Origin of the sequence: Mesorhizobium sp. B2-7-2, from assembly GCF_006440775.1 — a bacterium.
Lineage (GTDB): Bacteria > Pseudomonadota > Alphaproteobacteria > Rhizobiales > Rhizobiaceae > Mesorhizobium.
Genome location: NZ_VFTZ01000035.1, coordinates 21,287 through 46,131 on the forward strand (window position 1 = coordinate 21,287; position 24,845 = coordinate 46,131).

Genomic DNA, 24,845 nt, shown 5'->3' on the forward strand with positions numbered 1-24,845 from the left:
CCGCCATCCCGTCGCCCGCAATGGCCGCCGACTGGGATCCGGCGACGGCCAGCAGCAATTTCGGCATCTTTGCGCTCAGCGACGCGCAATTGGCAGAGCGCAAGATCACCGTCACGCCGATCGGCGAGCTCGAACTCCCGACCGGCGAGATCATCGCCTGCGATCCTCTGATCACGACCGACGACTGGCCGGCGCTGGCGCGCAGGGTGAAGCCCGGGCACTATCCGGTCGCGCTGTTCGAGGCGCAGGGTCGCGTGGCCGCGGCGTTCCTTCGCTTCCGGCCGGGCGTGCCGGTGCGCTGGGAGCTCGCCACATTGCCCGGCCAGGACGTCTCGACGCTGAACGGCGACGAAATCTTCGGCTATCCCGTCGATGCCGGCCTCGGCTCGTTCATGGACAAGGCGGCGATGGCCTTGATGACGGCCGCGCAGGACAAGCTGAAGCCCGATCAGAACTATTATGACGATGTGCTGGCGGCCGAGTTCGCGCCCAACCAGGACCGGTTCGTCATGCACCGTCCGGCCGCCGGCAATCCGGTCAACATTGCGATATTCTGGAGCGGCTGGGGCGATGGTTTCTATCCGTCCTTCTGGGGGCTGGACGCGGCGGGTGAGCCGGTGGTCCTGATGACCGACTTCGGCGTGCTCGAAAACGCCGACGGCCGCGAAAGCGACCAGGGCAAGCGATGACGAGTGCCGCCTCGCCCATGATCGGATTGATGGCCGGATCGCTGGCGCTTACGGCAGTGAATTCCAGCGCCGAGGCCGCCTGCCCGATCCAGCTTGCCATCTATGGCGAAGCAAAGAGCGGCGCCGAGATCGATTTCACGCCGGCCGGCAGTTCGGCGACGATCACCAACAATTTCCGCATGATCCTCGACAACAATGTCGTGCTCGACGGCATTGCCATGTGGACCGAGGGATCGGCCGCGCGGCCGCATGGCTCGCTGATGTACAAATGCCCGACCGGCGACGTCACCGGCGAGGAGCTTGCCGCCTGCACGGTCTGGGAAGGCGTCGTCTACAGCGCCGACGACAAGGGCACGATCGGCCTGCTGCCGGCCGAAGGCGCCGAGGCACCGAAAAGCCTGATCTTTCCCGATCTCGGAGCGTCGCTGGAGATGTCGGCCGCCTATGGTCCCGCCGGTTTCTCCAAGGTGCCTTGGGACATCTTCGTGCTGAAAGGCTGCCAGGAATGAGCGCCGAGAAAAAGACGCTGCTGGTTACCGGCGGCAGCCGCGGCATCGGCGCCGCCATCTGCCGGCAGGCAAGCCAAGCCGGCTACCGGGTGGCGGTCAACTATGTCTCCAACCAGGCGGCGGCGGACATGCTGGTCGCCGAGCTCAAAGCCGGTGGCGGCGATGCTTTCGCGGTCAGAGGCGATGTCGGCAACGAGGCCGATGTCCTGGCGATGTTCGAAGCCGTCGACCGGGCGTTCGGCCGGCTCGATGCCTTCGTCAACAATGCCGGCATCGTCGACGTCAAGGCGCGGGTCGACGAGATGAGCGCGGCGCGGCTGGAGCGCATGATGCGCATCAATGTCGTCGGCTCCTTTCTCTGCGCCCGCGAAGCGGTCAAGCGCATGTCGACGCGACACGGCGGCCAGGGCGGTGCCATCGTCAACTTGTCCTCGGCAGCGGCCAGGCTGGGTTCGCCCGGCGAATATGTCGACTATGCCGCCTCCAAGGGCGCGATCGACACCATGACCATCGGCCTGGCGCGTGAGGTGGTGCTCGAAGGCATTCGCGTCAACGCGGTCAGCCCCGGCATCACCGAGACCGAAATCCATGCCTCGGGCGGCCAGCCCGATCGGGTGGCGCGGATGCAGGATTTGCTGCCGATGAAACGCGCCGGGACAGCCGACGAAGTCGCCAGCGCGGTTCTCTATCTTTTGTCGGATGCGGCCTCCTATATAACGGGCGCGATCCTGAATGTGAGCGGCGGCCGCTGAGGGCCAGACCAGAAGGACACCATCATGGCTTATGACGTCGTTATCATCGGATCGGGACCGGGCGGCTATGTCTGCGCCATCAAGGCGGCACAGCTCGGGCTGAAGACGGCGGTGGTCGAGAAGAACGCCACCTTCGGCGGCACCTGCCTCAACATCGGCTGCATCCCGTCGAAGGCGCTGCTCTACGCCTCCGAGATGTTCGCGGAAGCCGGCCATGCCTTCGATACGCTGGGCATCGAGCTACCGGCGCCGAAGCTCAACCTGAAGAAGATGATGGCACATAAGGACGCGACGGTGACGTCCAACGTCAACGGCGTCGCGTTCCTGTTCAAGAAGAACAAGATCGATTCCTTTCGCGGCACCGGCAAGGTGATTTCCGGCGGCAAGGTTTCAGTGACGGGCGAGGACGGCAAGGTCGAGGAGATCGAGACCAAGAACATCGTCATCGCCACCGGCTCGGATGTCGCCGGCATTCCGGGCGTCAAGGTCGATTTCGACGAGAAGGCGATCGTCTCCTCCACCGGCGCGTTGTCGTTGGCCAAGGTGCCCGCCAGCCTCGTCGTCGTCGGCGGCGGCGTCATCGGGCTGGAACTCGGCTCGGTGTGGGCCCGGCTCGGCGCCAAGGTCACCGTGGTTGAGTTCCTCGACACTATCCTGGGCGGTATGGACGGCGAGGTGTCGAAGCAGTTCCAGCGGCTGCTTTCTAAGCAGGGTTTCGAGTTCAAGCTCGGCGCCAAGGTCACCGGCGTCTCCAAGGTCAAGAAGGGCGCCAGCGTCACCTTCGAGCCGGTCAAGGGCGGCGCGGCCGAAACCATTGAGGCGGACGTCGTGCTGGTCGCCACGGGGCGGCGCCCCTATGCCGACAGCCTCGGGCTGAAGGAAGCCGGCGTCGAGGTCGACGAGCGCGGCCGCGTCAAGACCGACGGGCATTTGAGGACCAATGTGCCTGGCATTTATGCCATCGGCGACGTCATTGCCGGGCCGATGCTGGCGCACAAGGCCGAGGACGAGGGCGTCGCGGTGGCCGAAACGATCGCCGGCCAGGCCGGCCATGTGAATTACGACGTCATCCCGAGCGTCGTCTACACCAGCCCGGAGATCGCTTCGGTCGGCAAGACCGAAGAAGAGCTGAAGAAGGCCGGCATCGACTACAAGGCCGGAAAATTCCCGTTCAGCGCCAATGGCCGCGCGCGCGCCATGTTGCATACCGACGGCTTCGTGAAGATCCTGGCCGACAAACAAAGCGACCGCGTGCTCGGCGTCCATATCGTCGGCTTCGGCGCCGGCGAGATGATCCACGAGGCGGCGGTGCTGATGGAGTTCGGCGGCTCCTCGGAAGACCTGGCGCGGACTTGCCACGCGCATCCGACGATGTCGGAAGCGGTCAAGGAAGCGGCGCTGGCCACGTTCTTCAAGCCTATTCACATCTGAAAGGCGTCATAGGCTTCTTCTATCTTTGTCTGCTATCGGCGTGGCGACTTCGGCAGTTTCTTCGCCTCCTTGGCCAAGGAGGCGATGCGTTCGTCAGCTTCCTGATGGCGTTCAAGCTTCCGCTGCCGATCGAATTTCTCGTACTGCGCTTCAGCGATACGCTTTGCGTCAGAGGTTTTCACGGAGCCGCCGGATCGCAGGACTGTTCGCCCAAGCTGACGCAACTGTTGGTCGAGAAGGGCCTGCGCATCCTGCATCACGACAAGCCTGCCCATGTCGAGCTGGTCTTCGAATATGTCGAGCAAGATGGTCGTGAGCCGGTTTAGCTCTTTGATCTCGCCTTCAGCGAGATAGTTCTTCGAAACGGCGACATCAGTCTTTCTAATGTTGTCGTTTGGCCACGACCGTAAGCCCATGTTTTCAAATTGGTAGTTTGCCCTGGCGGCGATTATTTCCGCGGGCGTCTGCGATGTGACCGCGTAGACCAGCTTGGCTTGCGTCCGTTGATAGAACTCGCGCGCCGCTTCGGTGGTGCCGTCGTAGTCCTGGCACATGGCGCAAATGCTGCGCAGCTCGCGGTAGATGTTCGCCTCGTCGGAACGAATGTCACGGATTATCTCACGTAGCTCAGCGACCCGATCTGCACTCTCGGGACGCTTTAGACGTGGAGAATCGACAATGAATCCCTTCTTGGCGAACTGGACCAGGATGCCCGTGGCCCAGCGACGGAAAAGAGTGGCCTGGGTCGATGACACCCGATAGCCAACCGAGATCACCATATCCAGGTTGTAGACAGCGACCGGCCTGCCCAGACTTATGTGCACTTTTTGCACAGAAGTCGCTTCGTCGAGTTCCCCCTCCTCAATTACATTGTTGATATGTCGCGTGATCGTGGTGCGATCCCGCCCAAATAGGTCGGCAATCTGCGCCTGCGTCATCCACAGGGTGTCACCTTCGAAGCGGATATCGAGCTGAATGCCTTTTTCGGTGCTGTAGACGAGAAACCGATCGCCAGTCTCTTCGTCTTCTACCAGATGAACCGGTTCATTTTCATCATCAGTCATAAGGATGCCCGACTCGGTTGCACGAGAACATTATAGCAACTTCCGCTACCGAACACCCGGTCATGCCACCATTCTCCGCGATTTGCCTGCCCCAACCAAAACGGCCCGCCTCTCGGCGGGCCGTTCATCTTCAAGCTGTTGCCAGGTTACTGAGCCGGCGCAGGTGCCGGGGCTGGCGCAGGGGTGGGCGCGGGCGCGGGCGCAGGTGCCGGAGCTGGCGCGGGAGCCGGGGCAGGCGCCGGAGTTGGCTCAGGCGCCGGAGCAGGCGTTGCAGGGGCCGGAGCCGGCGTGCTGGCGGCCGGCGGCTCAGCCGGGGCGGGCGCATGCTCGCCGCCGCTTCTGCCAAAGACATAATACGCAACCACGGCCAGGATAATGACAACAAGGGCGATCAGCCAGCCGCTGCCGCCGCCACCGCCACTCGAGGTGGGAGGCGTGCTCGAAGGGGTGAACGGGTCGTTAGGGTTCGCCATGAAACGTGTCCTCCTTGGATGAAAGTCATCAAAATAACAGCCATCAACGCGCTGAGCCCGCATCGGGTTTCACGCGGACGGACGGAAAGCGCTGAAAAACCGGCGTTTTCAGGTCCGCCAGCCGCCAGACGACTCAGTTGACGGCGGTAACAGTATACCCTGCCTTGCGAAAATCCTCGACCAGTCCTTCCGAACCGGGCAGATGCATGGCGCCGACGGCCATGAAGACGTTGCCCTTGGCCAATATCGGCCCGGCATGCGCCGCCATCACCTTATTGCGGCTGGTGATCATGGTCTGCTCGAAGGCGGCATAGCCGGCCTTGTCGTCCGCCGTCTCCGGCAGCACGGCGCGGAACAGCGGCCAGAACATGCCGACCTCGCCACGCTGGTAGAGCACGATCATCGTCTCGTTGACGTCGTTCACCTTGTCGCCGAGCTTCATCGTCTCGACCAAGCTCTTCATGTGGAATTCGATCGGCAGCGAGGCCATCGCGCGCAACTGATCGACGGCGGTTTCGAGCCCTTCGACGTCCTTGCCCGAAGCCTTGGCGTCCGAGGCAAGCTTGACGTCCAGCACGGGTTCGCCGGCGCTCTGGCGCGCCACCTCGCAGGCCGGCAACGCCATCATCGCCGACAGGATCCACGGCTTCATCTTGGCGACCGTCGCCGGCGGGATGCCGCGCGCGTCGAGCCCCTTGTCCAGCGCCGCCGCATCGTCGGGCGACAAGAGCGACGACAGCGTGGTGTTGTCGGTGAACATCATCAGGCCGGGTTCGCTGGCCATCGCGGCCATCATCTTGGCCTTGTCCATCGCATCGGTGGTTTCGATGACGATTGTGCCCGCGCCGTCATAGGCTTTCTGCGCCGCGGCCGGCAGCGTCGTGACGCGCGTATCCGTCATGTGCATGGTGCCGAACAGATAGGACGGTTTTTCGCCGGGCTTGTCCAGCTTCCACAGCAGGCCCTTGCCGTCGGGAACGGCCGCGGCCTCGGTCTCGACCTTCTTGAAGGCGGCGGGATCGTTCTTCTCCAGCGCGGTCAAAAGATCGGCGCCGGCGCAATTGGGCGCTGCGGCATGGGCCCGGCTGGCGAGCAGCAGAACGGCGAGGAAAGACAGGAAAAACAGCAGGTTGAGCGCTGCAAGCAGCTTCAACGAGACCAGGGCCGCGCGGTCGGCGATGGCGATGACGCGTTTCATGGGAAGCGTCTTAGCGCCGAAAAGCGGCAAAACGGTTAACCGGGAGGATGAAATTGTTTCCGGTCCGGTGAGCTTTGATGTTCGCTCGGGTTTTCGGAAGGAATGCGTTGACCGAAACGTCTATCGCTTCGTCATCCACGGGCGGAGCAAGGAGCGAAGCGACGCAGCGCAGACCCGAGGATCCATTCCGTGTCTTCAAAGCGCCGCTGCGGTCCAGAATTCTACACCGTTGCACCCCTCGGACGAGGTCACGGCAGGATACCAGGGTCTGCGTGCGTCGCTACGCTCCTTGCTTCGCCCTGGAATGACGAAGCCGCGGGGCTTCGCGCCACCCCAGCGGCTTCACGCCCTTGGATGCGCCTTCTCGTAGATGTCGAGCAGCCTTGCGGTGTCGACGCCGGTGTAGATCTGGGTGGTCGAAAGGCTGGCGTGGCCGAGCAGTTCCTGGATGGTGCGCAGGTCGCCGCCGCGGCCGAGCAGGTGGGTGGCGAAGGAATGCCGCAGGGCGTGCGGCGTCGCGGTGTCGGGCAGGTTGAGCGCCGAGCGCAGCTTCGCCATTTCGCGCTGGACGATGGCCGGGTTGAGCAAGCCGCCACGGGCGCCACGGAACAGCGGGCCGTCGGAACCAATATGGAAAGGGCAGAGCCGGCGGTATTCGGCAACCGCCTTGCGGGCTACCGGCAGCACAGGCACCAGCCGCGTCTTGCCGCCCTTGCCGGTGACGCGCAGCACGCTGTCGGCTTCCGTCGCCAGGTCGGCGCCGGTCAGGCCCAGCGCCTCGGAGATGCGCAGGCCGGAGCCGTAGAGCAGCGTCAGCACGGCGGCGTTACGCGCGGCGATCCACGGCTCTTCCGCCAGTTGGCCCTCCATCGCCACGACCTGTCTGGCGTCGCTTGCCGTCAGCGGCTTGGGCAGCGATTTCGGCTGGCGCGGCGCGCGCAGGGCTGCGGCGCCCGCCGCGTTGACCAGACCGCGTTTTTCGAGAAAGCGCAGCAGCGAGCGGATGCCGGCAAGGCCGCGCCCCAGCGTGCGGGCGCCAGCGCCGGTGTTGCGCCGCGCGGCGAGGAAGCCGCGCAAATCGGCCGGCCGCAGGTCGGCAATGTCGGAGATACCCGGCGCGCCGCCGCAATGGCCGGTCAAGAAATGCAGGAATTGGCGGGTGTCGCGCTCATAGGCCTCGACCGTTTCCGGCGACAAGCGGCGCTCATGCGCCAGCGTCTTCAGCCAGGTCTCGCGGGCCGCCTGAAGGTCGGGTTTTGACGGGATGAGGAATTCCTGCATGGCGGCAGTTTCGGGCATGCGGGTTAGGAAGCGGTGAAGAGGCCGTCATTGAAATGGCGGCTTGACGGCGTTAGAGCAGGAGCAAAGGAAGCGCCGCCGATGTCGAAGCTCGAAAACCCCGTACAGATGGCCGTCATCGGTGCCGCGCACGGCATCAAGGGCGAATTGCGGGTGAAAACCTTCACCGGAGACCCGCTGGCGCTGGCCGATTACGGCCCGCTTTATGCCAAGGACGGCCGCGCCTTCCAGATCACCGATATCAGGCCGGCCGGGACTGTGGTGGTCGTGCGTTTCAAAGGCGTCGGCGACCGCAATGCCGCCGAGGCGCTGGCCGGCACCGAGCTTTTCGTCGACCGCTCGGTGCTGCCCGACGAGGGCGAGGAGGACGAGTTCTATCACGCCGATCTCATCGGCCTCGATGTCAGGGATGATACGGGCGTCATCGGCAAGGTCGTCGCGGTGCATAATTTCGGTGGCGGCGACATACTCGACGTCACGCTTGCCGGTCGCAAGGGCGTGCTGATTCCGTTCACGCAGGCCGCGGTGCCGCATGTCTCGATCGCCGACGGATTCGTTGAGGTCAACCCTCAGGCGGCGGGGCTGGTCGAAGACGAAGAAGGCGACGAAGCGCCCAGGGATGCCGGCTTTGACCCGAAGGGTCGGCCGCGCGGACCGAAGGATGCCGGGGGCAACCGGTGAGCTTTGCCGCCTCGGTGCTGACGCTCTATCCGGAGATGTTTCCGGGCGCGCTCGGCCTGTCGCTGGCCGGCCGCGCGCTGGAGGCCGGAACTTGGTCGCTCGAAGCGATCCAGATCCGCGATTTCGCCACCGACAAGCACCGCACCGTCGACGACACGCCGGCCGGCGGCGGCGCCGGCATGGTGATGCGCGCCGACGTGCTGGCCAAGGCCATAGACCACGCCTCGCCGCCCGGCGATAAGCGTCCAAGGCTGCTGATGAGCCCGCGCGGCAAACCGCTGACGCAGGCCCGCGTGCGCGCGCTGGCCGCCGGCCCGGGGGCGGTCATCCTGTGCGGCCGCTTCGAAGGCGTCGACCAGCGGCTGATCGAGGCGCGGGGGCTGGAGGAGGTCTCGATCGGCGATTTCATCCTGTCGGGCGGCGAGCCGGCAGCACTTGTGCTGCTCGATGCCGTGGTGCGGCTGCTGCCGGGCGTCATGGGCAATGCGGTGTCCGGCGAGGAAGAAAGTTTCGAGAACGGGCTGCTCGAGCATCCGCACTACACGCGTCCGCAGGAGTTCGAAGGCAGGCCGATTCCGGACGTGCTGATTTCCGGCAACCACAAGAAGATTGCCGAATGGCGTCGCGCGGAGGCCGAGAAGCTGACGCGGGAGCGGCGGCCGGATCTGCTGAGGGCTGCTCAGCCCTTGGTGAAATAATAGAAGGCCAGAAACAGGCCGACGGCGACGACGAAGCCGCGCACGACGCCCTGCGGCACGCGCTTGGCGATCCAGACGCCTGCATAGCCGCCGAGCGCGCCGCCAGGGATCATGACGATCGCCTGCGGCCAGGCGACGACACCGCCCGAAACGAAGACCAGGATGGCGATGGCTGCGATGACCACGGCCAGCATGTTCTTCAGCGCGTTGAGCCGGTGGTAGTCGCCGGCCTGCGTCAGGCCGAGCGTCGCCAGCATCATGACGCCCATGCCGGCGCCGAAGAAGCCGCCATAGACGGAGGTCGCGAACTGGGCGAGCGATCCGGCGAATGAGCCGACCTTGGCTTCGGCCCCACCTTTGGGCGCCGGTTTCAGCCACGGCCCGGCGGCGAAGAGCGCGGTGGCGGCGATCAGCAGCCAGGGCACCAGCGCGCGGAAGGACGGGTTGGAGAGCGCAAGCAGGATCAGCGAGCCGGCCAGCGCGCCGAGGGCGGAGATGACGCAGAGCAGCAGCGCCTGGCGCCAGAAATGCCTGATGTCGTCGAGATAGGCGAGCGTCGAGGTGATATAGCCGGGAAACTGCGTCACCGAGGAGGTGGCATTGGCGACAATCGGCGGCAGGCCGACCAAGCTCATGGCGCCGAAGGTGACGAAGGTGCCGCCGCCGGCGACGGCATTGACCGCGCCGGAGACAAAACCCGAAAGAAAGAGCAAGGCGGCATCGAAGAAAGTCATTTCCCCGCTTAGGAAGCTTGCAAGCCGCGCGCAACCCGGCACGGCCGCAGTAAATGTGGGCCATGGGCGCAAAATATGCCGCAACGCCCTTGTTTTGATGCATGTCGTGGTCCCGGAACCGCGCGCACTTCCGGGCGACATGCATTAGGGCGTGACAAAGCGGCAAAATGGCTGTATGTGCCCGCCCGAACCGGAAGAACAATCTTTCGGACCCGTCAACAAGTGCGGTGTAGCCGTCCCTGCCCGGTGTCCCGATACAAATTTGGGGACAAAGAGCATAGCCGAGCGGTCATTGGAACTGCAAGGCGAGCGCAGGACGCTCTGACTGTCGGAAGAACAAGAAGTGGATATTTGAGATGGATCTCATCCGTCAGCTCGAGGCCGAACAGGCCGCCAAGATCGAAGCCAAGCGCAAGCTGCCCGAATTCCAGCCGGGCGACACCGTGCGCGTCCAGGTGCGCGTCACCGAAGGCACCCGCACCCGCGTCCAGGCCTATGAGGGTGTCGTCATCGCCCGCGCCGGCTCTGGCTTCCAGGAGAATTTCACGGTACGCAAGATTTCCTACGGCGAAGGCGTGGAGCGCGTTTTCCCGGTCTATTCGCCGATGGTCGAAGGCGTCGAGATCGTGCGCCGCGGCAAGGTTCGCCGCGCCAAGCTCTATTACCTGCGCGACCGTCGCGGCAAGTCGGCCCGCATTTCGGAAAACACCGGCGTGCGCGCCCGCAAGCTGAACGATGAAGAGCGCGATGCGCTGAACGCCGAGCGCGCCCGCATCGAGGCCGAGAAGGTCGCCGCCGCCCAGGCGCTGGCCGCCGAGACGGCCGCCAAGGAAGCCGCCGAGAAGAAGGCCGCCGCCGAGGCCGCTTCGGCCGAATAAGGTTTTTGCAAGACAGGTTCTGGAAAGGCGGCTTCGGCCGCCTTTTTTCGTTGTGCAGATATCGCAAGCGTTCGGAATTTGATCGAAGCCTTCGCGGTTTCGTCATTCTGGGGCGGAGCGACGCGAAGCGGAGCGCAGACCCTGGAATCTTGCCGTTACCTTCGCGAGCGATGCGGCGGTAGAGAATGGAACTCCGTCGAACTCTCCTGAGAGGATAGGTCTGCACCGCAGTATCGCTCTTATCTCACGGAATGGATTCCAAGGTCTACGCGCGTCGCTTCGCTCCTTGCTCCGCCCTGGAATGACGAAGGTAATAGGTCAGCGTTCCCTTCCTTCACTCCCGCCAACGTGCAGGAAGGGGTTGCCTGCAGCATGCCGCTGGAACGCGCCGAGCTGAAAGCACTGCACGGCCCGCTGACACGACTGGTCGCCGGGTTGCGCGAAGCCACGGCCGATCAGGACTGATCGCCGCAATCGCCGTCCCCGCAATCATCGCTGAAAAGCATCGGAATTCACATTGGCGAGCCCCGGCAGCGCGGGCCGGCTTGCAAGGCGCTTGCGGCAAGCTAAAGTCGGCGCGGTTTTCTCTTGGCGCGCGAACATCGCGCGGCCAAATCACATTCGGGGAGTTTGTCATGACCAAGTCGAAACTGCTGCTGGCCGCCATGATGGCGTGCCTTCTCGCGCCTGTCGCGGCGCTCGCCGATAACCTGCCCGATCTCGGCGGCAAAAAGGTCGTGGTGGTGACGGAAAACGCCTATCCGCCGCTGCAGTTCATCGACAAGAAGACCGGCAAGCAGATCGGCTGGGAATATGACGCGATGGACGAGATCGCCAAGCGGCTGAATTTCAAGGTCGAGTACCAGAACACCTCCTGGGACGCGATGATCCAGGCGGTTTCCGACAACCAGTACAACATCGGCATGACCGGCATCACCATCAAGGACGACCGCAAGGAGAAGGTCGACTTCTCCGACCCCTATATGCGCTCGGAGCAGTTCATGCTGGTGCGCGGCGACGAGAACCGCTTCACCGACGCCAAGAGCTTCGGCGCCTTCAAGGACGGGCTGATCGGCGCCCAGCCGGGCACCACGCCCTTCTACACCGCCGTCTACAGCGTGCTCGACGGCAACGAGCAGAACCCGCGGATAAAGCTGTTCGAGACGTTCGGCGCGACCGTGCAGGCGCTGAAATCCGGCGACGTCGACGTGGTGCTCACCGACGGCACCGCCGGCCAGGGCTATGTCGATGCCTCCGAAGGCAAGCTCAAGCTTATCGGCGGACCGCTCGGTACCGAGGATTTTGGGTTCATCTTCCCGAAGGGCTCGGACCTGGTGAAGCCAGTCAATGCCGCCATCGCTTCGCTCAAGGCCGACGGCACGATCGACAAGCTCAACAAGAAGTGGTTCCTCGACTACAAGATGGGGCAGTGAACTCGTCTTGTTGCGCGCAATGAGTTTGCAGGAAATCGCGCTGACATTGCGCCCAGGCCCCCCTCTCTGCCCTGCCGGATCCGGCCCTACGCTGTCGCTCCGGGCGTTCGTCGTTCGAAAAGCCAAGCAATTGGCTTTTCGTCCGCTACGCGGACCACTTCTCACCCCCCTCAAGGGGGGAGATCGGCAGCTTCGCCGACGGTGCTCCTCATTCAACGTTGGTGATTGGCGAAAGCTCACGCGAAGTTCGATCTCCCCCCTTGAGGGGGAGATGGCCGGCAGGCCAGAGAGGGGGGGCTGGGCGCTATCTTCTCGGGACGTCCGCTCCATCGGCACCGCCTGATGGCAGCGCTCGCGTCCACATCCAAACCCGAATTCCCCTGGTGGTTGGCCGCGGCGGCCATCCTTGCCTTGGCCGCCGCTGTCGCCATCGCTTCCAGCGACCTCTATGCGCAAGTCTTCGCCACAGTCGCCAAAGGCATCGGCATCACCATCTTCGTCACCGCGGTCGCTTTCGCTTTAGCCTCCGCCTTCGGGCTCGGCATTGCGCTGATGGCGCTGTCGGGATCGCAGTGGCTGCGCCAGATCGCGCGTTTCTATGTCGAGATCATCCGCGGCGTGCCGATCCTGGTGCTGCTGTTCTGGATCGCCTTTGCCGGCGCGCCGGCCTTCGTCGCCGCCTGGAATGCGCTGACCGCGCCGCTGCAGGGCGCCGGCCTGATGGGCGAGTTGCTGGTGCGCGACGTCTCGCTGCTCTGGCGCGCCATCATGGCTTTGACCATCGGCTACTCGGCCTTCATCTCGGAAGTGTTCCGCGCCGGCATCCAATCGGTCGAGAAGGGCCAGATCGAGGCGGCCAAGGCGCTCGGGCTCAGCCGAGTCCAGCGTTTCCGGCTCATCGTCTTCCCGCAGGCGATCCGCACCATCCTGCCGCCGCTCGGCAACGACTTCGTCGCCATGGTCAAGGATTCCTCGCTGGTCTCGGTGCTCGGCGTCGCCGACATCACCCAGATGGGCAAGGTCTATGCCGCGGGCTCCTTCCGCTTCTTCGAGACCTATTCGATCGTCGCCTATATCTACCTGATCCTAACCGTCGGCCTGTCGCTGGCGCTGCGGGGGCTGGAACAGCGGCTGCGTCGCCAGTATCAGGAATAGCCGGCTGCCTCGGGGCGCGCTACGATCCTTCAGCTCACCATCGCGGAGGAACTGCCCCATGAATTTCGACAAGGCCAATGCGGCGCTGGATTCCGTCTATTCGGCCGACTCGCCGGAAGGGCTCGCAAAGGCCTATGCCGAATGGGCCGCGACCTATGACAGCGAGACCGCCTCGCTCGGCTATCTTCTGCCTTTCCTCATCACCGCCTGGGTGGCGCGGCACGTGCCGACGAGCGAAGGTCCGCTGCTCGACGCCGGCTGCGGCACGGGCCTGTCGGGGCCGTCGCTGAAGGCTCTGGGCTATGGCGACATCGCCGGGCTCGACCTCTCCGACGACATGCTGAAGATCGCCGGCAGCCGCCATGCCAGTGGCAGGCCGGCCTATAGCGAGCTGAAGAAAGCGATGCTCGGCGGCCAGCTGCCCTGGCCCGACCGGCATTTCCGCGCCTTCTTCTCGACCGGCGTCTTCACCATCGGCCATGCGCCGGCTTCGGGACTGCATGAACTGGTGCGCATCACCAAGAGCGGCGGCCACGCCATCTTCACCGTGCGCGACCAGGTTTTCGAGAGCGGCGGTTTTCAGGCGGTGTTCGACGAGCTGAGGCAGGCGGGCAAATGGCGGCTGGTCGAGGAAAGTCCGTGGTTCCGCTGCTATGCCATCGGCGACCCGGCGGCGCTGGTGAAGACGTTTGTGTTCGAGGTGGTTTGAGCGCCAGCTTGCCTTCTCCCCTTGTGGGAGAAGGTGGCCGCGAAGCGGCCGGATGAGGGTGTTCCAGGGAATGCCGACGCCTCACTTCGCTGGAACACCCCTCATCCGTCTCGGCGCTGCGCGCCGATCCACCTTCTCCCACAAGAGGAGAAGGGGAAGTCGCGCTGATTGCCGAAAAGCCAAAACATTGCTATCTACCGCGCCATGGAAAAGCTTTTCAGCGATCCGGCCTATAAGGGTTTCGTGCTGCAGGACAGAAAGCGCCTGCCGTCGCGTTTCTCCGCGCGCGTCTGTGGCGCGCTCACCAGCCGACTTCGCTGAACCGACCGATCGCAGTCGTCGCGCCGGATTGCCGGCGTCCTTTTCCCATTCTCATATCGACGGATTTACGCACATGAGCGCACCGCGCACCCTCTACGACAAGATCTTCGACGACCACACGGTCGACCGCCAGGACGACGGCACCTGCCTGCTCTATATCGACCGCCACCTCGTGCACGAGGTCACCAGCCCGCAGGCCTTCGAAGGCCTGCGCATGAGCGGCAGAAAAGTCCGGCATCCGGAAAAGACGCTGGCCGTGGTCGACCATAACGTGCCGACCTCGCCCGAGCGCAAGTTCGGCATCAAGAACGAGGAAAGCCGCATCCAGGTCGAGGCGCTGGCCAGGAACGCCAAGGATTTCGGCATCGACTATTATTCCGAAAACGATATCCGCCAGGGCATCGTCCACATCATCGGGCCCGAGCAGGGCTTCACGCTGCCGGGCATGACCATCGTCTGCGGCGACAGCCATACCTCCACGCATGGCGCGTTCGGCGCGCTTGCGCATGGCATCGGCACGTCCGAGGTCGAGCATGTGCTCGCCACCCAAACGCTGATCCAGCGCAAAGCCAAGAACATGCTGGTGCGCGTCGACGGCCAGTTGCCGGAAGGCGTCACCGCCAAGGACATCATCCTCGCCATCATCGGCGAGATCGGCACCGCCGGCGGCACCGGTTACGTCATCGAATATGCCGGCGAGGCGATCCGCTCGCTGTCGATGGAAGGCCGCATGACGATCTGCAACATGTCGATCGAGGGCGGCGCCCGCGCCGGCCTGATCGCGCCGGACGAGACGACCTTTGCCTATGTCAAGGACAAGCCGCGCGCCCCGAAGGGCGCTGACTGGGATGCGGCGCTCGCCTATTGGAAGACGCTGCAGTCCGACGAGGGCGCGCATTTCGACAAGGTCGTGGTGCTCGACGCGCAGAAGCTGCCGCCGATCGTCTCCTGGGGTTCTTCGCCCGAGGACGTCGTCTCGGTGCAAGGTATCGTCCCCGATCCGCAAGCGATCGCGGACGAGAACAAGCGCACCTCGAAGATCCGCGCGCTCGACTATATGGGGCTGACGCCCGGAACCAAGATCACCGACATCGAACTCGACCGCGTCTTCATCGGCTCCTGCACCAATGGCCGCATCGAGGACTTGCGCGCCGCAGCCAAAGTGGTCGAGGGCAAGAAGGTCAACCCGCGCGTCAACGCCATGATCGTGCCCGGCTCCGGCCTGGTCAAGGAACAGGCGGAAGCCGAAGGCCTCGACAAGATCTTCGTCGCCGCCGGCTTCGACTGGCGCGAACCGGGCTGCTCGATGTGCCTGGCCATGAACGACGACCGGCTGAAGCCGCATGAGCGCTGCGCCTCGACCTCGAACCGTAATTTCGAGGGCCGGCAGGGCTTCAAGGGCCGCACCCACCTGGTGTCGCCGGCCATGGCGGCTGCCGCCGCGATCGCCGGTCATTTCGTCGATATCCGCGACTGGAAATAGGCGCCCCGGCTGCGTCTCTCAACAAAGGCCCGGACAGGACGTCCCGGCCTTTCACTTTTCGGCTATCTACCTGCGGATGATCTCGTGAAATTCCTCGCGCCGGCCGGGCTCGTCGGCGGCGACGACCAAGGCCAGCTGCCGCTCGTCGAAGATCCTGAACCACTCGTCCCACTCCACGAGCTCGTAGCCGCCGGTGTTGATCGGACGCTCCGGTCGGTCGGTGTCTTCATAGGCCTGTTGCCCGAACACCAGCCGCAGCATGGGCTGCGTTCCGGCCTCGGGCGAGACGTCGACGATGGCTGGGAAGCCGGCGCGCGCCGCCGCCCAGGAGCGAATTTCATCGTGGTTCGTCAAAGTGATCGTGCCGGCCATCTCTATCGTCTCCCGTCTGGCATCTCCTGTCCTGGCCGGACAACGCCGCTCCGGCAGGCCGGTTCCGCGCGGCATGCGACGTATCCATCGAGGCTTAACCGCTTGTTTGGGCTTGCGTCCTAGTATCTCCCCCTGGGTAAGTTGGGGAAAGTCGCAGTCCTTTGGACACCGGTCTGCTCATAGCGCTGCTCAATCCGACGATAGCGCTGGCGCTCGGCGCTGCGTTCCTCGTGCTGTGGTGCTATCAGCGCCATCGCCCGTATCTGGCCGCGCTCGGCGCGAGCTACTGCCTGTCGGCACCGGGCTTCCTGCTGCAATATTTCACGCTTCCGGTCGGCGTGGCGCTGACCAAGCTCGTTTCCAACGTCTGCTTCACGATCGCGGCCTGCTGCCTCTCCAGCGCGATCATCGCGCGCTACGGGCGGCGCGTGCCCTATGTCGGCATCGGCATGGTGACCGGCAGCGGGCTCGCCGCCTTCATCTGGTTCATGTTCGTCCAGCCGGATCTCACCTGGCGCGTGCTTGCGATGAATTTCGGCTTCGGCGCACTCAGCCTGCTGGTCGGCGCGGAACTGAGAACGGTGCGCAACAACGGCCCAACCGAGAAAATCCTGTTGGCACTGTCACTGCTTTCGGGGCTGAACTTCATCGCCCGCACACTGGTCGTCGTCATCGCGCACGGGCCGTTCCCCAGCTATGACGGCTTCTACGGATCGTCCTACTGGACGACCGCGCTGCTTTCGCACGCGCTGTTGTCGCTGCTGATCGCGCTTTGCCTGTTCACGGCGGCGGCGCTCGATGTGATGAGGGCGCTGAAGGACGAGACCCATACCGATCCGCTCTCGGGCATCCTCAATCGCCGCGGCTTCGAGGAGCGGGCGAGCCTGTTGCTCGACCAGTGCGGCAAGGCCGGATTTCCCGTCGCGCTGGTGCTTGCCGATCTCGATCACTTCAAGGCGCTGAACGACCGGCACGGCCATGAGGCAGGCGACCGGGTGATTGCCGACTTCGCCGCCAAGCTGCGTTCCGCCACCGGCGCGCGCGGGGCCGCCGGCCGCATCGGCGGCGAAGAGTTCGCCGTGCTTTTGCCGCTGAGCGACCTGGCGTCGGCAAGGCTCTTCGCCGAAGCGATCCGTTCCTTCTATTCGGCTGGCGCGGTCGACGGCCTGCCGCCCGACACGAGGGTCACCGCAAGCTTCGGCGTTGCCGCCCGCACCGGCAGGGAAGGGCTGATGCCGTTGATGCGGCGCGCCGACGAGGCGCTCTACAAGGCCAAGAAGAACGGCCGCGACAGCGTGCGCCTCTCTTACGAGCGGCCCGAGACCGCCTTCGTTGCCGAGCGGCTCGCAGCCGGGTGACACAAGTTGACACCCGCGCCTTCGTCATCCACGGGCGGAGCGACGCGAAGCGGAGCGCAGACCCGAGGATCCTGTGTGACCTTCGCCGAAGAATGCAGCGGAGCAGAATTCTGCACCGTGAGCGGCTCTCGAAAGTAACGGAATGGATCCTCGGGTCTGCGCGCGTCGCTTCGCTCCTTGCTTCGCCCGTGGATGACGATCGGAGGGATGGCTCGGCCAATCGCGGAACCAGGCGATTGCCATTGACCTCTAAGCGGCGTTCCAAATGCCCTGACGACCGGATGGGGCCTTTGAGCCAATCGCAACGGTCCGTGGCCCTTCCGCCATGCCTGGCGTTAACGTGATTTTCGCCGGTCGATGATTTGCTTCCGGTCAAGGAGCAAATATGGGCAGCGCCGACTTCATCCTGATGATCAACCTGCTCGTCGCCGGGCTGCTGGCGGCGGCGTTCATGGCGATTGCTGTCCATGACAGCGGACGCGTATCGGCGCGTTGGCTTGCCTTCAGCTATCTGCTCGGTATGGCCTATTTCGCCATCGAATTCAGCATCCCCGCCTTCGCGGACGCGCGGCTGCCGGTGGTTGCCGCCTTTGCCGTGTTCCTCGGCGCAACCATCGCCTTCAATGGCGGACTGGCCCACAAATATGGCGTGCGGCCGCCCTGGACGACGATGCTGTGCTTCCTCGTCGTCACCTCGGTCGCCGTCTATCTGGTGCAGGACCTGCCGCGCCACTCGCTGATGCGCATGATGGCCTACCAGCTTCCTTACGCCGCCATGCAGTTCGTTGCGCTCGGCATCGTGCTGTCCTCCCGGCAAAGGCTCGCGCGGCTCGACCATGTGCTGGCGCTGGTGCTCGGCGCCAGCGCCGCGCAGTTTGCCTCCAAGCCGCTCATCGCCGGCGCGCTGGGCGGCTGGGGCGCCAACCCGCAGGCCTATGTGCAAACCAGCTACGCGCTGGTGTCGCAGTCGCTCGGCACCGTGTTCGGGCTGGCGCTGGCGCTGCTTGCCTTGGCCGTGCTGGTGCGCGACGCGCTCAACGACGCGACTGCGAAATCGGAAACCGACGCTTTGTCGCGTCTGTTCAACCGCGGCGGCTTCGAACGCCATGCCCACCTTGCCATGCGGGACGCCGTTCGGCGCGGCGTGCCCGTGGCGCTGGTGATCGCCGATCTCGATTACTTCAAGAGCATCAACGACAGCTACGGTCATGCCTGCGGCGACCGTGTGATCGAGACCTTCGCCGGATTCCTGCGCGAAGCCGCCGCCGAACACCATGTCGCCGGCCGTATCGGCGGCGAGGAATTCGCCATCATCCTGCCGGGCACCAATCTCGCCGCGGCGCGGCTGTTTGCCGAAGGCGCCCGCAACGCGTTCGGCGCCCTGCCGATCGACGGGCTACCTGCCGACCATCGCTGCAGCGCAAGCTTCGGCGTGGCCGAGCTTGCCGACGACGAAGGTTTTGCCGATCTTTTGCGGCGCGCCGACGCCGCGCTCTACCACGCCAAGAATGCCGGCCGCGACTGCGTGCGCGTGTCAGGCGTGTCGGCGCGGCGCCACACGCCGGCTATCTTCAACGGCAAGGGTTGAGATTGGGCATCTCGCCGTCGGAAAGCCCGTACATATAGGAACGGCCCTTGACCAGCACCGGCGGCTGGTAGCAGCCGGGCTCGTCCGCATCGTCATAGGCGACATCCGGCTGGCCGGTGCCGGTGTATTCGGAAAGTTTTTTCGCGAGCTTGCCTTCGCCGATGACGATGCGCTTGTAGCCGGCGGCGCTGTCGATGACGAGGTTGCCGAAGGAATCGGCATAGACGCGGTCGTGATGGCGCAAGCCGGCCTCGGCCGGCGCGGCGATCGCCAGCGCCGCCAGCGTTGCGGCCGCGAGGCCTATCCGCACTGAATTCGAACGCATGTCGCTCTCCCTTGGTCGGCGCAGATCGCGCGCCTGGAATCCGGTTCGAATCGGAAATTAACTCTTTCTTAACCTTTGTTAAGAGGCGGGGAGGCTTTCCGCGCCGGTTCTTAAAGAACATGGTTAATTTTCGAGGGTCGGGCTTCGCAGGCGACGGGCGCGGTTCTGGATAGCCGGCTGACCCAGGGTCAACTTGATCTTGCGGCGCCGCATGGCTACAGCGGTCCACCGTCTCACGGAAAGGGCAACCGCCTATCTCTTTGTTTCGACGCAATTCCGGACGGAAGACCATGGCGAAGGCGCCGAACCCAACCGTTCACACTTTTCCTGGAATTGCTGTAGCGTGCCGCGCACGAAAGGGCAGCGCATGAGCTTTGGCCGCACGGTTCGAGTGTCGATCGCCATCCCGCTGCTTCTGGCGGCAGCGGCCTGCGTGCCGCAGGACGGCGCGCCGAAGGTGGCGAATGCCGCGGCGCCCGCCGCCTCGCCTGCTCCTCCCCCGCAATCCGCCGCAGCTGTGGCGGCGCCGGCAGCCGCAACGCCCGCCATACCTGCAACGGCCCCGGCAGCCACAACGGCGCCGGTACCTGCGACGGCGAAGGCGCCTGCAACGCTTGCGCCCGCAACCAGGATCATCACCGACCTTACCGTGCCGCGTTCCGGCGTCGGCACGGCCACCTACAGATGCGGCAATGGCGGCATGATCACCATCCAGAATCTGGGCAACGCATTGCGTGTCATGCGGCCCGATGGCACGGCCGAAGAGTTCGCGGCCTCGCCCGCCAACCAGAGCAGCCGCTACCAGGAAGCAGCGACCCATGACGCAATCGTGATCGACGGACACGAGGCGCTGGTGATGAAGAGGGGATCCACCCCGCAGACTTGCAGGCGCTGAGGTGCGACGATATTCGGGTGAGGCCGCCCGCCCGGATCCCGCCGCGGCCGGCCGCCGCGTCGGTCATCTGATTGCTGCGCTGCAGCGAACGCTGCGCCGGCTTCGAAACAGCCGCTAATCGATTGAAGCGCGCGGCCCTCAATTTGTCAGACTAAATGATGTTTCCAAAACGATTTTCCGGCTTTGACGCGGTGCAAAAAGAGCATTAGAAACCGGCTGTCCGATGCCATAAATGGGGGCGGCAAACGCCGCATTCCCATCGCGGCATTCAGGATGCCGAACTGGGGGAGCCATGAGCAAATCACCAGCCACCCGCGCAGTTGCCAGACGTGAACGGCCGCTCTCGCCGCATCTGACGATCTACCGGCCGCCGATCACGATGACGATGTCGATCATCCATCGCTTCACCGGCGGCGCGCTCTATTTCGGGACGCTGCTGGTGGCAGCCTGGCTGATTGCCGCTTCGAGCTCGCAGGCCGCATTCGACTGGGTCAACTGGGCCTTCGGCTCCTGGCTCGGCCGGCTGGTTCTGTTCGGCTACACCTGGGCACTGATGCACCATATGCTGGGCGGGCTGCGCCACCTCGTCTGGGACACCGGCGCGGGACTGGAAAAACACACCGCGTCCAGGATCGCCTGGGCGACACTCGCCGGCTCGATCGTGCTGACGCTGCTGATCTGGATCGCCGGCTACATGGCGCGGGGGGCTTTGTGATGAGCGCGAACAATTCGGACATGCGCACGCCGTTGGCGAGAGTGCGGGGCCTGGGCTCGGCGCGCGAGGGCACGCAGCATTTCTGGCGCCAGCGGCTGACGGCGATCGCCAACATCCCGCTCATCCTGTTCTTCGTCGGCTTCCTGATCGCGGTCAACGGCCACGGCTACACGGAAGTGCGGGCGGCGCTCGCCAATCCCTTCGTGGCGCTGGTGCTGACGCTGGTGCTGATCTCCGGCCTCTACCACATGCGGCTCGGCATGCAGGCCATCATAGAGGATTACGTGCATGGCGAAGGCATGAGGCTGGCGCTGATCGCTCTCAACACCTTCTTCGCGGTGGCAGTCGGCGTCGCTTCGCTGTTCGCCCTGCTCAAACTCGCATTCGGAGGCTGACGTCTTGGCCAATGCAAACACCGCCAACGCGGCTTCCGCCTATACCTTTGTCGACCACAAATTCGACGTCGTCATCGTCGGCGCCGGCGGCGCCGGCCTGCGCGCTACGCTCGGCATGGCCGAGCAGGGGCTGCGCACCGCCTGCATCACCAAGGTTTTCCCGACGCGCTCTCACACCGTCGCCGCGCAGGGCGGCATCGCCGCCTCGCTGTCGAACATGGGGCCGGACTCCTGGCAGTGGCACATGTACGACACCGTCAAGGGCTCGGACTGGCTGGGCGATGTCGACGCCATGGAATACATGGTGCGCGAGGCGCCGGCCGCCGTCTACGAGCTCGAGCATTATGGCGTGCCGTTCTCACGCACCGAGGAAGGCAAGATCTACCAGCGGCCGTTCGGCGGGCATATGATGAACTATGGCGACGGTCCGCCGGTGCAGCGCACCTGTGCGGCCGCCGACCGCACCGGCCACGCCATCCTGCACACGCTCTACGGCCAGTCGCTTAAGAACAACGCGCAGTTCTTCATCGAATATTTCGCGCTCGACCTGATCATGGAGCCGGACGGCACCTGCACCGGCGTCGTGGCCTGGAACCTCGACGACGGCACCATTCATCGCTTCTCGGCCAAGATGGTGGTGCTGGCGACCGGCGGCTATGGCCGGACCTATTTCTCCGCCACCTCGGCGCATACCTGCACCGGCGACGGCGGCGGCATGGCGGCCAGAGCCGGGCTGCCGCTGCAGGACATGGAGTTCGTGCAGTTCCACCCGACCGGCATCTACGGCGCCGGCTGCCTGATCACCGAGGGCGCGCGCGGCGAAGGCGGCTATCTCGTCAATTCCGAGGGCGAGCGCTTCATGGAGCGCTACGCGCCGTCGGCCAAGGACCTCGCCTCGCGCGACGTCGTCTCGCGCTGCATGACGCTGGAGATCCGCGAGGGCCGCGGCGTCGGCAAGAACAAGGACCACATCTTCCTGCATCTCGACCATCTTGACCCGGCCGTGCTGCACGAGCGGCTGCCGGGTATTTCCGAGTCGGCCAAGATCTTCGCCGGCGTCGACCTCACCAAGGAGCCGATCCCGGTGCTGCCGACGGTGCACTACAATATGGGCGGCGTGCCGACCAACTACTGGGGCGAGGTGCTCAATCCGACGGCCGAAAATCCGGACAAGGTGTCGCCCGGCCTGATGGCGGTGGGCGAGGCCGGCTGCGCCTCGGTGCACGGCGCCAACCGGCTCGGCTCCAACTCGCTGATCGACCTCGTCGTGTTCGGCCGCGCTGCGGCGATCCGCGCCGGCCATGTGATCGACCGCAAGTCGGCGATCCCGTCGCCCAACGCGGCCTCGGTCGAGAAGATCATGGAGCGCTTCGACAGGCTGCGCCACGCCAACGGCTCGACGCCGACGGCCGTGCTGCGCGAGAAGATGCAGCGCGCCATGCAGGAAGACGCCGCCGTATTCCGCACGCAGGAATCGCTGGAGAACGGCTGCAGGCGCATTTCGGAACTCTGGGGCGAGCTCAAGGACATCAAGGTCACCGATCGCTCGATGATCTGGAATTCCGACCTCGTCGAGACGCTGGAGCTGGAAAACCTGATGGCCAACGCCATCACCACGGTTTACGGCGCCGAGGCGCGCAAGGAGAGCCGCGGCGCGCATGCGCGCGAGGATTTCTCGGCGCGCGACGACGCCAATTGGCGCAAGCATACGCTGGCCCATCTGAGCGAGGACGGCAAGGTGACGCTGACCTACCGGCCGGTGCATACCGAGCCGCTGCTGGCGGAGAAGGACGGCGGCATCAGCGTGGCCAAGATCGCGCCGAAGGCCAGGGTGTATTGACGCGGCAATGATAAAGCGGTCGAAATTACCCGACGGAACTTCAGTGTACGACTACACTGGTGCGAGAACGGAGTTTCGAGGCCCGACAGATGTCGCCGTCTACCTGGAAGAAATCCAAGAATTTCTTGGAGAATTCCTGGGCGAACAAGCAGGCGTTTTCCACGAAATCATCTCTGATAAAGTACATCTTGATCTACTCGTGTTTCCACCAAACGATATTAAAGATAACTGGACTCTTGTAACGAGCGGGATGAGCGACCTCCCGATGAATGCCCCAGACAATCTCCACCCCCGCCAGGATTTCGAACGAGCCGAACTGGTTTTTACGCTGCCGGCGACGTGGTTTGCTGCTGGGGAAAACGGAATGATCTCCGAAAATCAACTCGCTGATCCGAATAAATACTGGCCCATCCGCTTGATGAAGTCGCTCGCCCGAATGCCTCACGACTATGGAAGCTGGATATGGAGTTCGCATACTGTTGCGTCACAAGGCAGTCCGCCGGAGCCTTACGCCGACAACACCAAAATGTCCGGCGTAATTCTTCTCCGTCCACCGAGTTGGCCCGAAGGGAGAGATGTCCTCCATGCGGTCGACGGCACTAAGATTAATTTCTTCGCGGTCGTCCCGCTTCACGCAGATGAGATGACGCTGAAGCTGAATAAGGGTGTTAAGGCTCTGATTATTGCACTCGACAGCGCAGGTGTTTCCGATGTGTTGGATGCAGGCAGACCAAGTATCGTCAAGAAGAAGCGCTACCTAGGGCTCTTCTGATGACGATTTCGCTGATCTTTATGAACAACCTAGTCGACGTCAAGGTCGCCGCCGTGAACGAAATCTGGTCCGGGCTGAAGCTCGTCATCCGAAAGGACCGCAGGTAATGGTCGAACTCACGCTTCCCAGGAACTCGAAGGTCCAGCAAGGCAAGACCTGGCCTAAGCCGGAAGGCGCGACCAACCTGCGCGAATACCGCATCTACCGCTGGTCGCCGGACGATGACGCGAACCCGCGCATGGACACCTATTTCGTCGACATGGACGATTGCGGGCCGATGGTTCTCGACGCGCTGTTGTGGATCAAGAACAAGATCGACCCGACGCTGACGCTGCGCCGTTCCTGCCGCGAAGGCATTTGCGGCTCCTGCGCCATGAACATCGACGGCTCCAACACGCTGGCCTGCACCAAGGGCGTCGAGGACATTTCGGGCGCGGTGAAGATCTATCCGCTGCCGCATATGCCGGTGATCAAGGACCTAGTGCCCGACCTCACCAATTTCTATGCCCAGCACGCCTCGATCGAGCCGTGGCTGAAGACGGTCTCGCCGACGCCCGCCAAGGAATGGCTGCAGAGCCACGAGGACCGCGAGAAGCTCGACGGGCTCTACGAATGCATCCTGTGCGCGTGCTGCTCGACCTCCTGCCCGAGCTATTGGTGGAACGGCGACCGTTATCTCGGCCCGGCCACGCTGCTGCAGGCGTACCGCTGGCTGATCGACAGCCGCGACGAGGCGACGGGCGAACGGCTCGACAATCTCGAAGACCCGTTCCGGCTCTATCGCTGCCACACCATCATGAACTGCGCGCAGGCCTGCCCGAAGGGGCTCAATCCCGCCAAGGCGATCGCCGAGATCAAGAAGATGATGGTGGAGCGGCGCGTTTAGTTCTCGCGGCCTTACTCGCAGGTAGCGATCCTTCGCGCCCCCTCTGTCCTGCCCGTCCTCCGCAGCAGCTACGCTGCCGCTTCGGAGGGTAAACCGGGCATCTCCCCCGACACCTGCTAGGGCATATACACATCTTTCTGCGACGGATTGACTCGGTTGTGGCTGCTCGGATTCCGTGGCGGCGCAGGGTAT

Annotated in this window: 26 protein-coding genes and 1 pseudogene; 21 read left to right on the forward strand and 6 right to left on the reverse strand. The window is 64.2% G+C overall.

The window, feature by feature from the left end:
- The first annotated feature begins 20 nt into the window (after positions 1 to 20).
- Genes FJ425_RS29190 through lpdA form a run of 4 tightly spaced genes read left to right on the forward strand, consistent with a single transcriptional unit; the run spans position 21 to position 3,381 of the window.
- Entirely contained in the window at positions 21 to 689 is a 669-nt protein-coding gene (locus tag FJ425_RS29190; protein WP_246673536.1) for a DUF4241 domain-containing protein, read from the forward strand.
- Entirely contained in the window at positions 686 to 1,198 is a 513-nt protein-coding gene (locus tag FJ425_RS29195; protein ID WP_140634865.1) for a hypothetical protein, read from the forward strand. The genes FJ425_RS29190 and FJ425_RS29195 overlap by 4 nt, the downstream gene beginning before the upstream one ends.
- A complete protein-coding gene (locus tag FJ425_RS29200; RefSeq protein ID WP_140634863.1) occupies positions 1,195 to 1,950 on the forward strand; it encodes an SDR family oxidoreductase in 756 nt (251 codons plus the stop codon). Before FJ425_RS29195 ends, FJ425_RS29200 begins: the two co-directional genes overlap by 4 nt.
- 24 nt (positions 1,951 to 1,974) lie before the next feature.
- Positions 1,975 to 3,381 carry a dihydrolipoyl dehydrogenase gene (gene lpdA / locus FJ425_RS29205; protein WP_140634861.1) on the forward strand — a complete coding sequence of 469 codons (1,407 nt, stop codon included), beginning with the start codon at positions 1,975 to 1,977 and terminating at the stop codon, positions 3,379 to 3,381.
- Positions 3,382 to 3,413: 32 nt separating this feature from the next.
- Here the strand turns inward: lpdA and rhuM are convergent, their stop codons facing one another.
- From rhuM to FJ425_RS29225, 3 genes are all read right to left on the reverse strand, one after another.
- The gene (rhuM, locus tag FJ425_RS29210; RefSeq protein ID WP_140634859.1) at positions 3,414 to 4,445 is read right to left on the reverse strand and encodes a RhuM family protein; all 1,032 of its coding nucleotides are present in this window, start codon (positions 4,443 to 4,445) and stop codon (positions 3,414 to 3,416) included.
- A gap of 606 nt (positions 4,446 to 5,051) precedes the next feature.
- Entirely contained in the window at positions 5,052 to 6,116 is a 1,065-nt protein-coding gene (locus tag FJ425_RS29220; RefSeq protein WP_140727665.1) for a TraB/GumN family protein, read from the reverse strand.
- A gap of 342 nt (positions 6,117 to 6,458) precedes the next feature.
- Complete coding sequence (locus FJ425_RS29225; RefSeq protein WP_140634855.1) at positions 6,459 to 7,397, reverse strand: tyrosine recombinase XerC; 939 nt, start codon at positions 7,395 to 7,397, stop codon at positions 6,459 to 6,461.
- Between the two features lie 99 nt (positions 7,398 to 7,496).
- Here FJ425_RS29225 and rimM point away from each other — a divergent pair, with 99 nt between their 5' ends.
- Both rimM and trmD read left to right on the forward strand, forming a co-directional pair.
- Positions 7,497 to 8,096, forward strand: a complete 600-nt coding sequence (gene rimM, locus FJ425_RS29230) for a ribosome maturation factor RimM (RefSeq protein WP_140634853.1) — start codon at positions 7,497 to 7,499, stop codon at positions 8,094 to 8,096.
- Complete coding sequence (trmD, locus tag FJ425_RS29235; RefSeq protein ID WP_140727666.1) at positions 8,093 to 8,794, forward strand: tRNA (guanosine(37)-N1)-methyltransferase TrmD; 702 nt, start codon at positions 8,093 to 8,095, stop codon at positions 8,792 to 8,794. Before rimM ends, trmD begins: the two co-directional genes overlap by 4 nt.
- Here the strand turns inward: trmD and FJ425_RS29240 are convergent.
- A complete protein-coding gene (locus FJ425_RS29240) occupies positions 8,776 to 9,528 on the reverse strand; it encodes a sulfite exporter TauE/SafE family protein (RefSeq protein ID WP_140727667.1) in 753 nt (250 codons plus the stop codon). The genes trmD and FJ425_RS29240 overlap by 19 nt on opposite strands.
- A gap of 356 nt (positions 9,529 to 9,884) precedes the next feature.
- Between FJ425_RS29240 and rplS the strand changes: the two genes are divergently transcribed.
- The 6 genes from rplS to leuC all read left to right on the forward strand — a co-directional run bounded on the left by rplS (position 9,885) and on the right by leuC (position 15,507).
- A complete protein-coding gene (rplS, locus tag FJ425_RS29245) occupies positions 9,885 to 10,406 on the forward strand; it encodes a 50S ribosomal protein L19 (RefSeq protein WP_095769549.1) in 522 nt (173 codons plus the stop codon).
- Between the two features lie 635 nt (positions 10,407 to 11,041).
- Positions 11,042 to 11,839 carry a transporter substrate-binding domain-containing protein gene (locus FJ425_RS29255; protein ID WP_140727668.1) on the forward strand — a complete coding sequence of 266 codons (798 nt, stop codon included), beginning with the start codon at positions 11,042 to 11,044 and terminating at the stop codon, positions 11,837 to 11,839.
- Positions 11,840 to 12,181: 342 nt separating this feature from the next.
- Positions 12,182 to 12,994 carry an amino acid ABC transporter permease gene (locus FJ425_RS29260; RefSeq protein WP_140727669.1) on the forward strand — a complete coding sequence of 271 codons (813 nt, stop codon included), beginning with the start codon at positions 12,182 to 12,184 and terminating at the stop codon, positions 12,992 to 12,994.
- A gap of 58 nt (positions 12,995 to 13,052) precedes the next feature.
- Positions 13,053 to 13,703, forward strand: a complete 651-nt coding sequence (locus FJ425_RS29265; RefSeq protein WP_140634846.1) for a class I SAM-dependent methyltransferase — start codon at positions 13,053 to 13,055, stop codon at positions 13,701 to 13,703.
- A gap of 168 nt (positions 13,704 to 13,871) precedes the next feature.
- Entirely contained in the window at positions 13,872 to 14,024 is a 153-nt protein-coding gene (locus FJ425_RS29270) for a hypothetical protein (RefSeq protein WP_181174941.1), read from the forward strand.
- Positions 14,025 to 14,097: 73 nt separating this feature from the next.
- Positions 14,098 to 15,507 (forward strand): 3-isopropylmalate dehydratase large subunit, encoded by a 1,410-nt coding sequence (gene leuC / locus FJ425_RS29275; protein WP_140727670.1) that lies wholly within the window; start codon positions 14,098 to 14,100, stop codon positions 15,505 to 15,507.
- A gap of 66 nt (positions 15,508 to 15,573) precedes the next feature.
- Here the strand turns inward: leuC and FJ425_RS29280 are convergent, their stop codons facing one another.
- Entirely contained in the window at positions 15,574 to 15,879 is a 306-nt protein-coding gene (locus tag FJ425_RS29280; protein WP_140545492.1) for a hypothetical protein, read from the reverse strand.
- 161 nt (positions 15,880 to 16,040) lie between these two features.
- Between FJ425_RS29280 and FJ425_RS29285 the strand changes: the two genes are divergently transcribed.
- Positions 16,041 to 17,237: a GGDEF domain-containing protein gene (locus tag FJ425_RS29285; RefSeq protein ID WP_140727671.1), complete on the forward strand. Its 1,197-nt coding sequence runs from the start codon at positions 16,041 to 16,043 to the stop codon at positions 17,235 to 17,237.
- A 385-nt stretch (positions 17,238 to 17,622) separates the two neighbouring features.
- Entirely contained in the window at positions 17,623 to 18,825 is a 1,203-nt protein-coding gene (locus FJ425_RS29290) for a GGDEF domain-containing protein (protein ID WP_140727672.1), read from the forward strand.
- Here FJ425_RS29290 and FJ425_RS29295 read toward each other — a convergent pair.
- The gene (locus FJ425_RS29295; RefSeq protein ID WP_140727674.1) at positions 18,809 to 19,150 is read right to left on the reverse strand and encodes a hypothetical protein; all 342 of its coding nucleotides are present in this window, start codon (positions 19,148 to 19,150) and stop codon (positions 18,809 to 18,811) included. The two genes, FJ425_RS29290 and FJ425_RS29295, sit on opposite strands and share 17 nt — an antisense overlap.
- 343 nt (positions 19,151 to 19,493) lie before the next feature.
- Here FJ425_RS29295 and FJ425_RS29300 point away from each other — a divergent pair, with 343 nt between their 5' ends.
- The 7 genes and pseudogenes from FJ425_RS29300 (at position 19,494) to FJ425_RS29330 (ending at position 24,653) form a co-directional block, all read left to right on the forward strand.
- On the forward strand, positions 19,494 to 20,045 hold the full coding sequence (locus FJ425_RS29300; RefSeq protein WP_246678061.1) for a hypothetical protein: 552 nt from the start codon (positions 19,494 to 19,496) through the stop codon (positions 20,043 to 20,045).
- A 292-nt stretch (positions 20,046 to 20,337) separates the two neighbouring features.
- A complete protein-coding gene (gene sdhC / locus FJ425_RS29305) occupies positions 20,338 to 20,760 on the forward strand; it encodes a succinate dehydrogenase, cytochrome b556 subunit (protein WP_140727676.1) in 423 nt (140 codons plus the stop codon).
- A complete protein-coding gene (gene sdhD, locus FJ425_RS29310) occupies positions 20,760 to 21,155 on the forward strand; it encodes a succinate dehydrogenase, hydrophobic membrane anchor protein (RefSeq protein ID WP_140545484.1) in 396 nt (131 codons plus the stop codon). Before sdhC ends, sdhD begins: the two co-directional genes overlap by 1 nt.
- 4 nt (positions 21,156 to 21,159) lie before the next feature.
- On the forward strand, positions 21,160 to 22,995 hold the full coding sequence (gene sdhA / locus FJ425_RS29315) for a succinate dehydrogenase flavoprotein subunit (RefSeq protein ID WP_140727677.1): 1,836 nt from the start codon (positions 21,160 to 21,162) through the stop codon (positions 22,993 to 22,995).
- Positions 22,996 to 23,038: 43 nt separating this feature from the next.
- A complete protein-coding gene (locus tag FJ425_RS29320) occupies positions 23,039 to 23,767 on the forward strand; it encodes a suppressor of fused domain protein (RefSeq protein ID WP_181176101.1) in 729 nt (242 codons plus the stop codon).
- Between the two features lie 29 nt (positions 23,768 to 23,796).
- Positions 23,797 to 23,874, forward strand: a pseudogene (locus FJ425_RS29325) (DUF3052 domain-containing protein); the annotation flags it as partial.
- Positions 23,874 to 24,653: a succinate dehydrogenase iron-sulfur subunit gene (locus FJ425_RS29330; protein WP_140634833.1), complete on the forward strand. Its 780-nt coding sequence runs from the start codon at positions 23,874 to 23,876 to the stop codon at positions 24,651 to 24,653. The pseudogene FJ425_RS29325 and the gene FJ425_RS29330, both read left to right, overlap by 1 nt.
- The last annotated feature ends 192 nt before the right edge of the window (positions 24,654 to 24,845 follow it).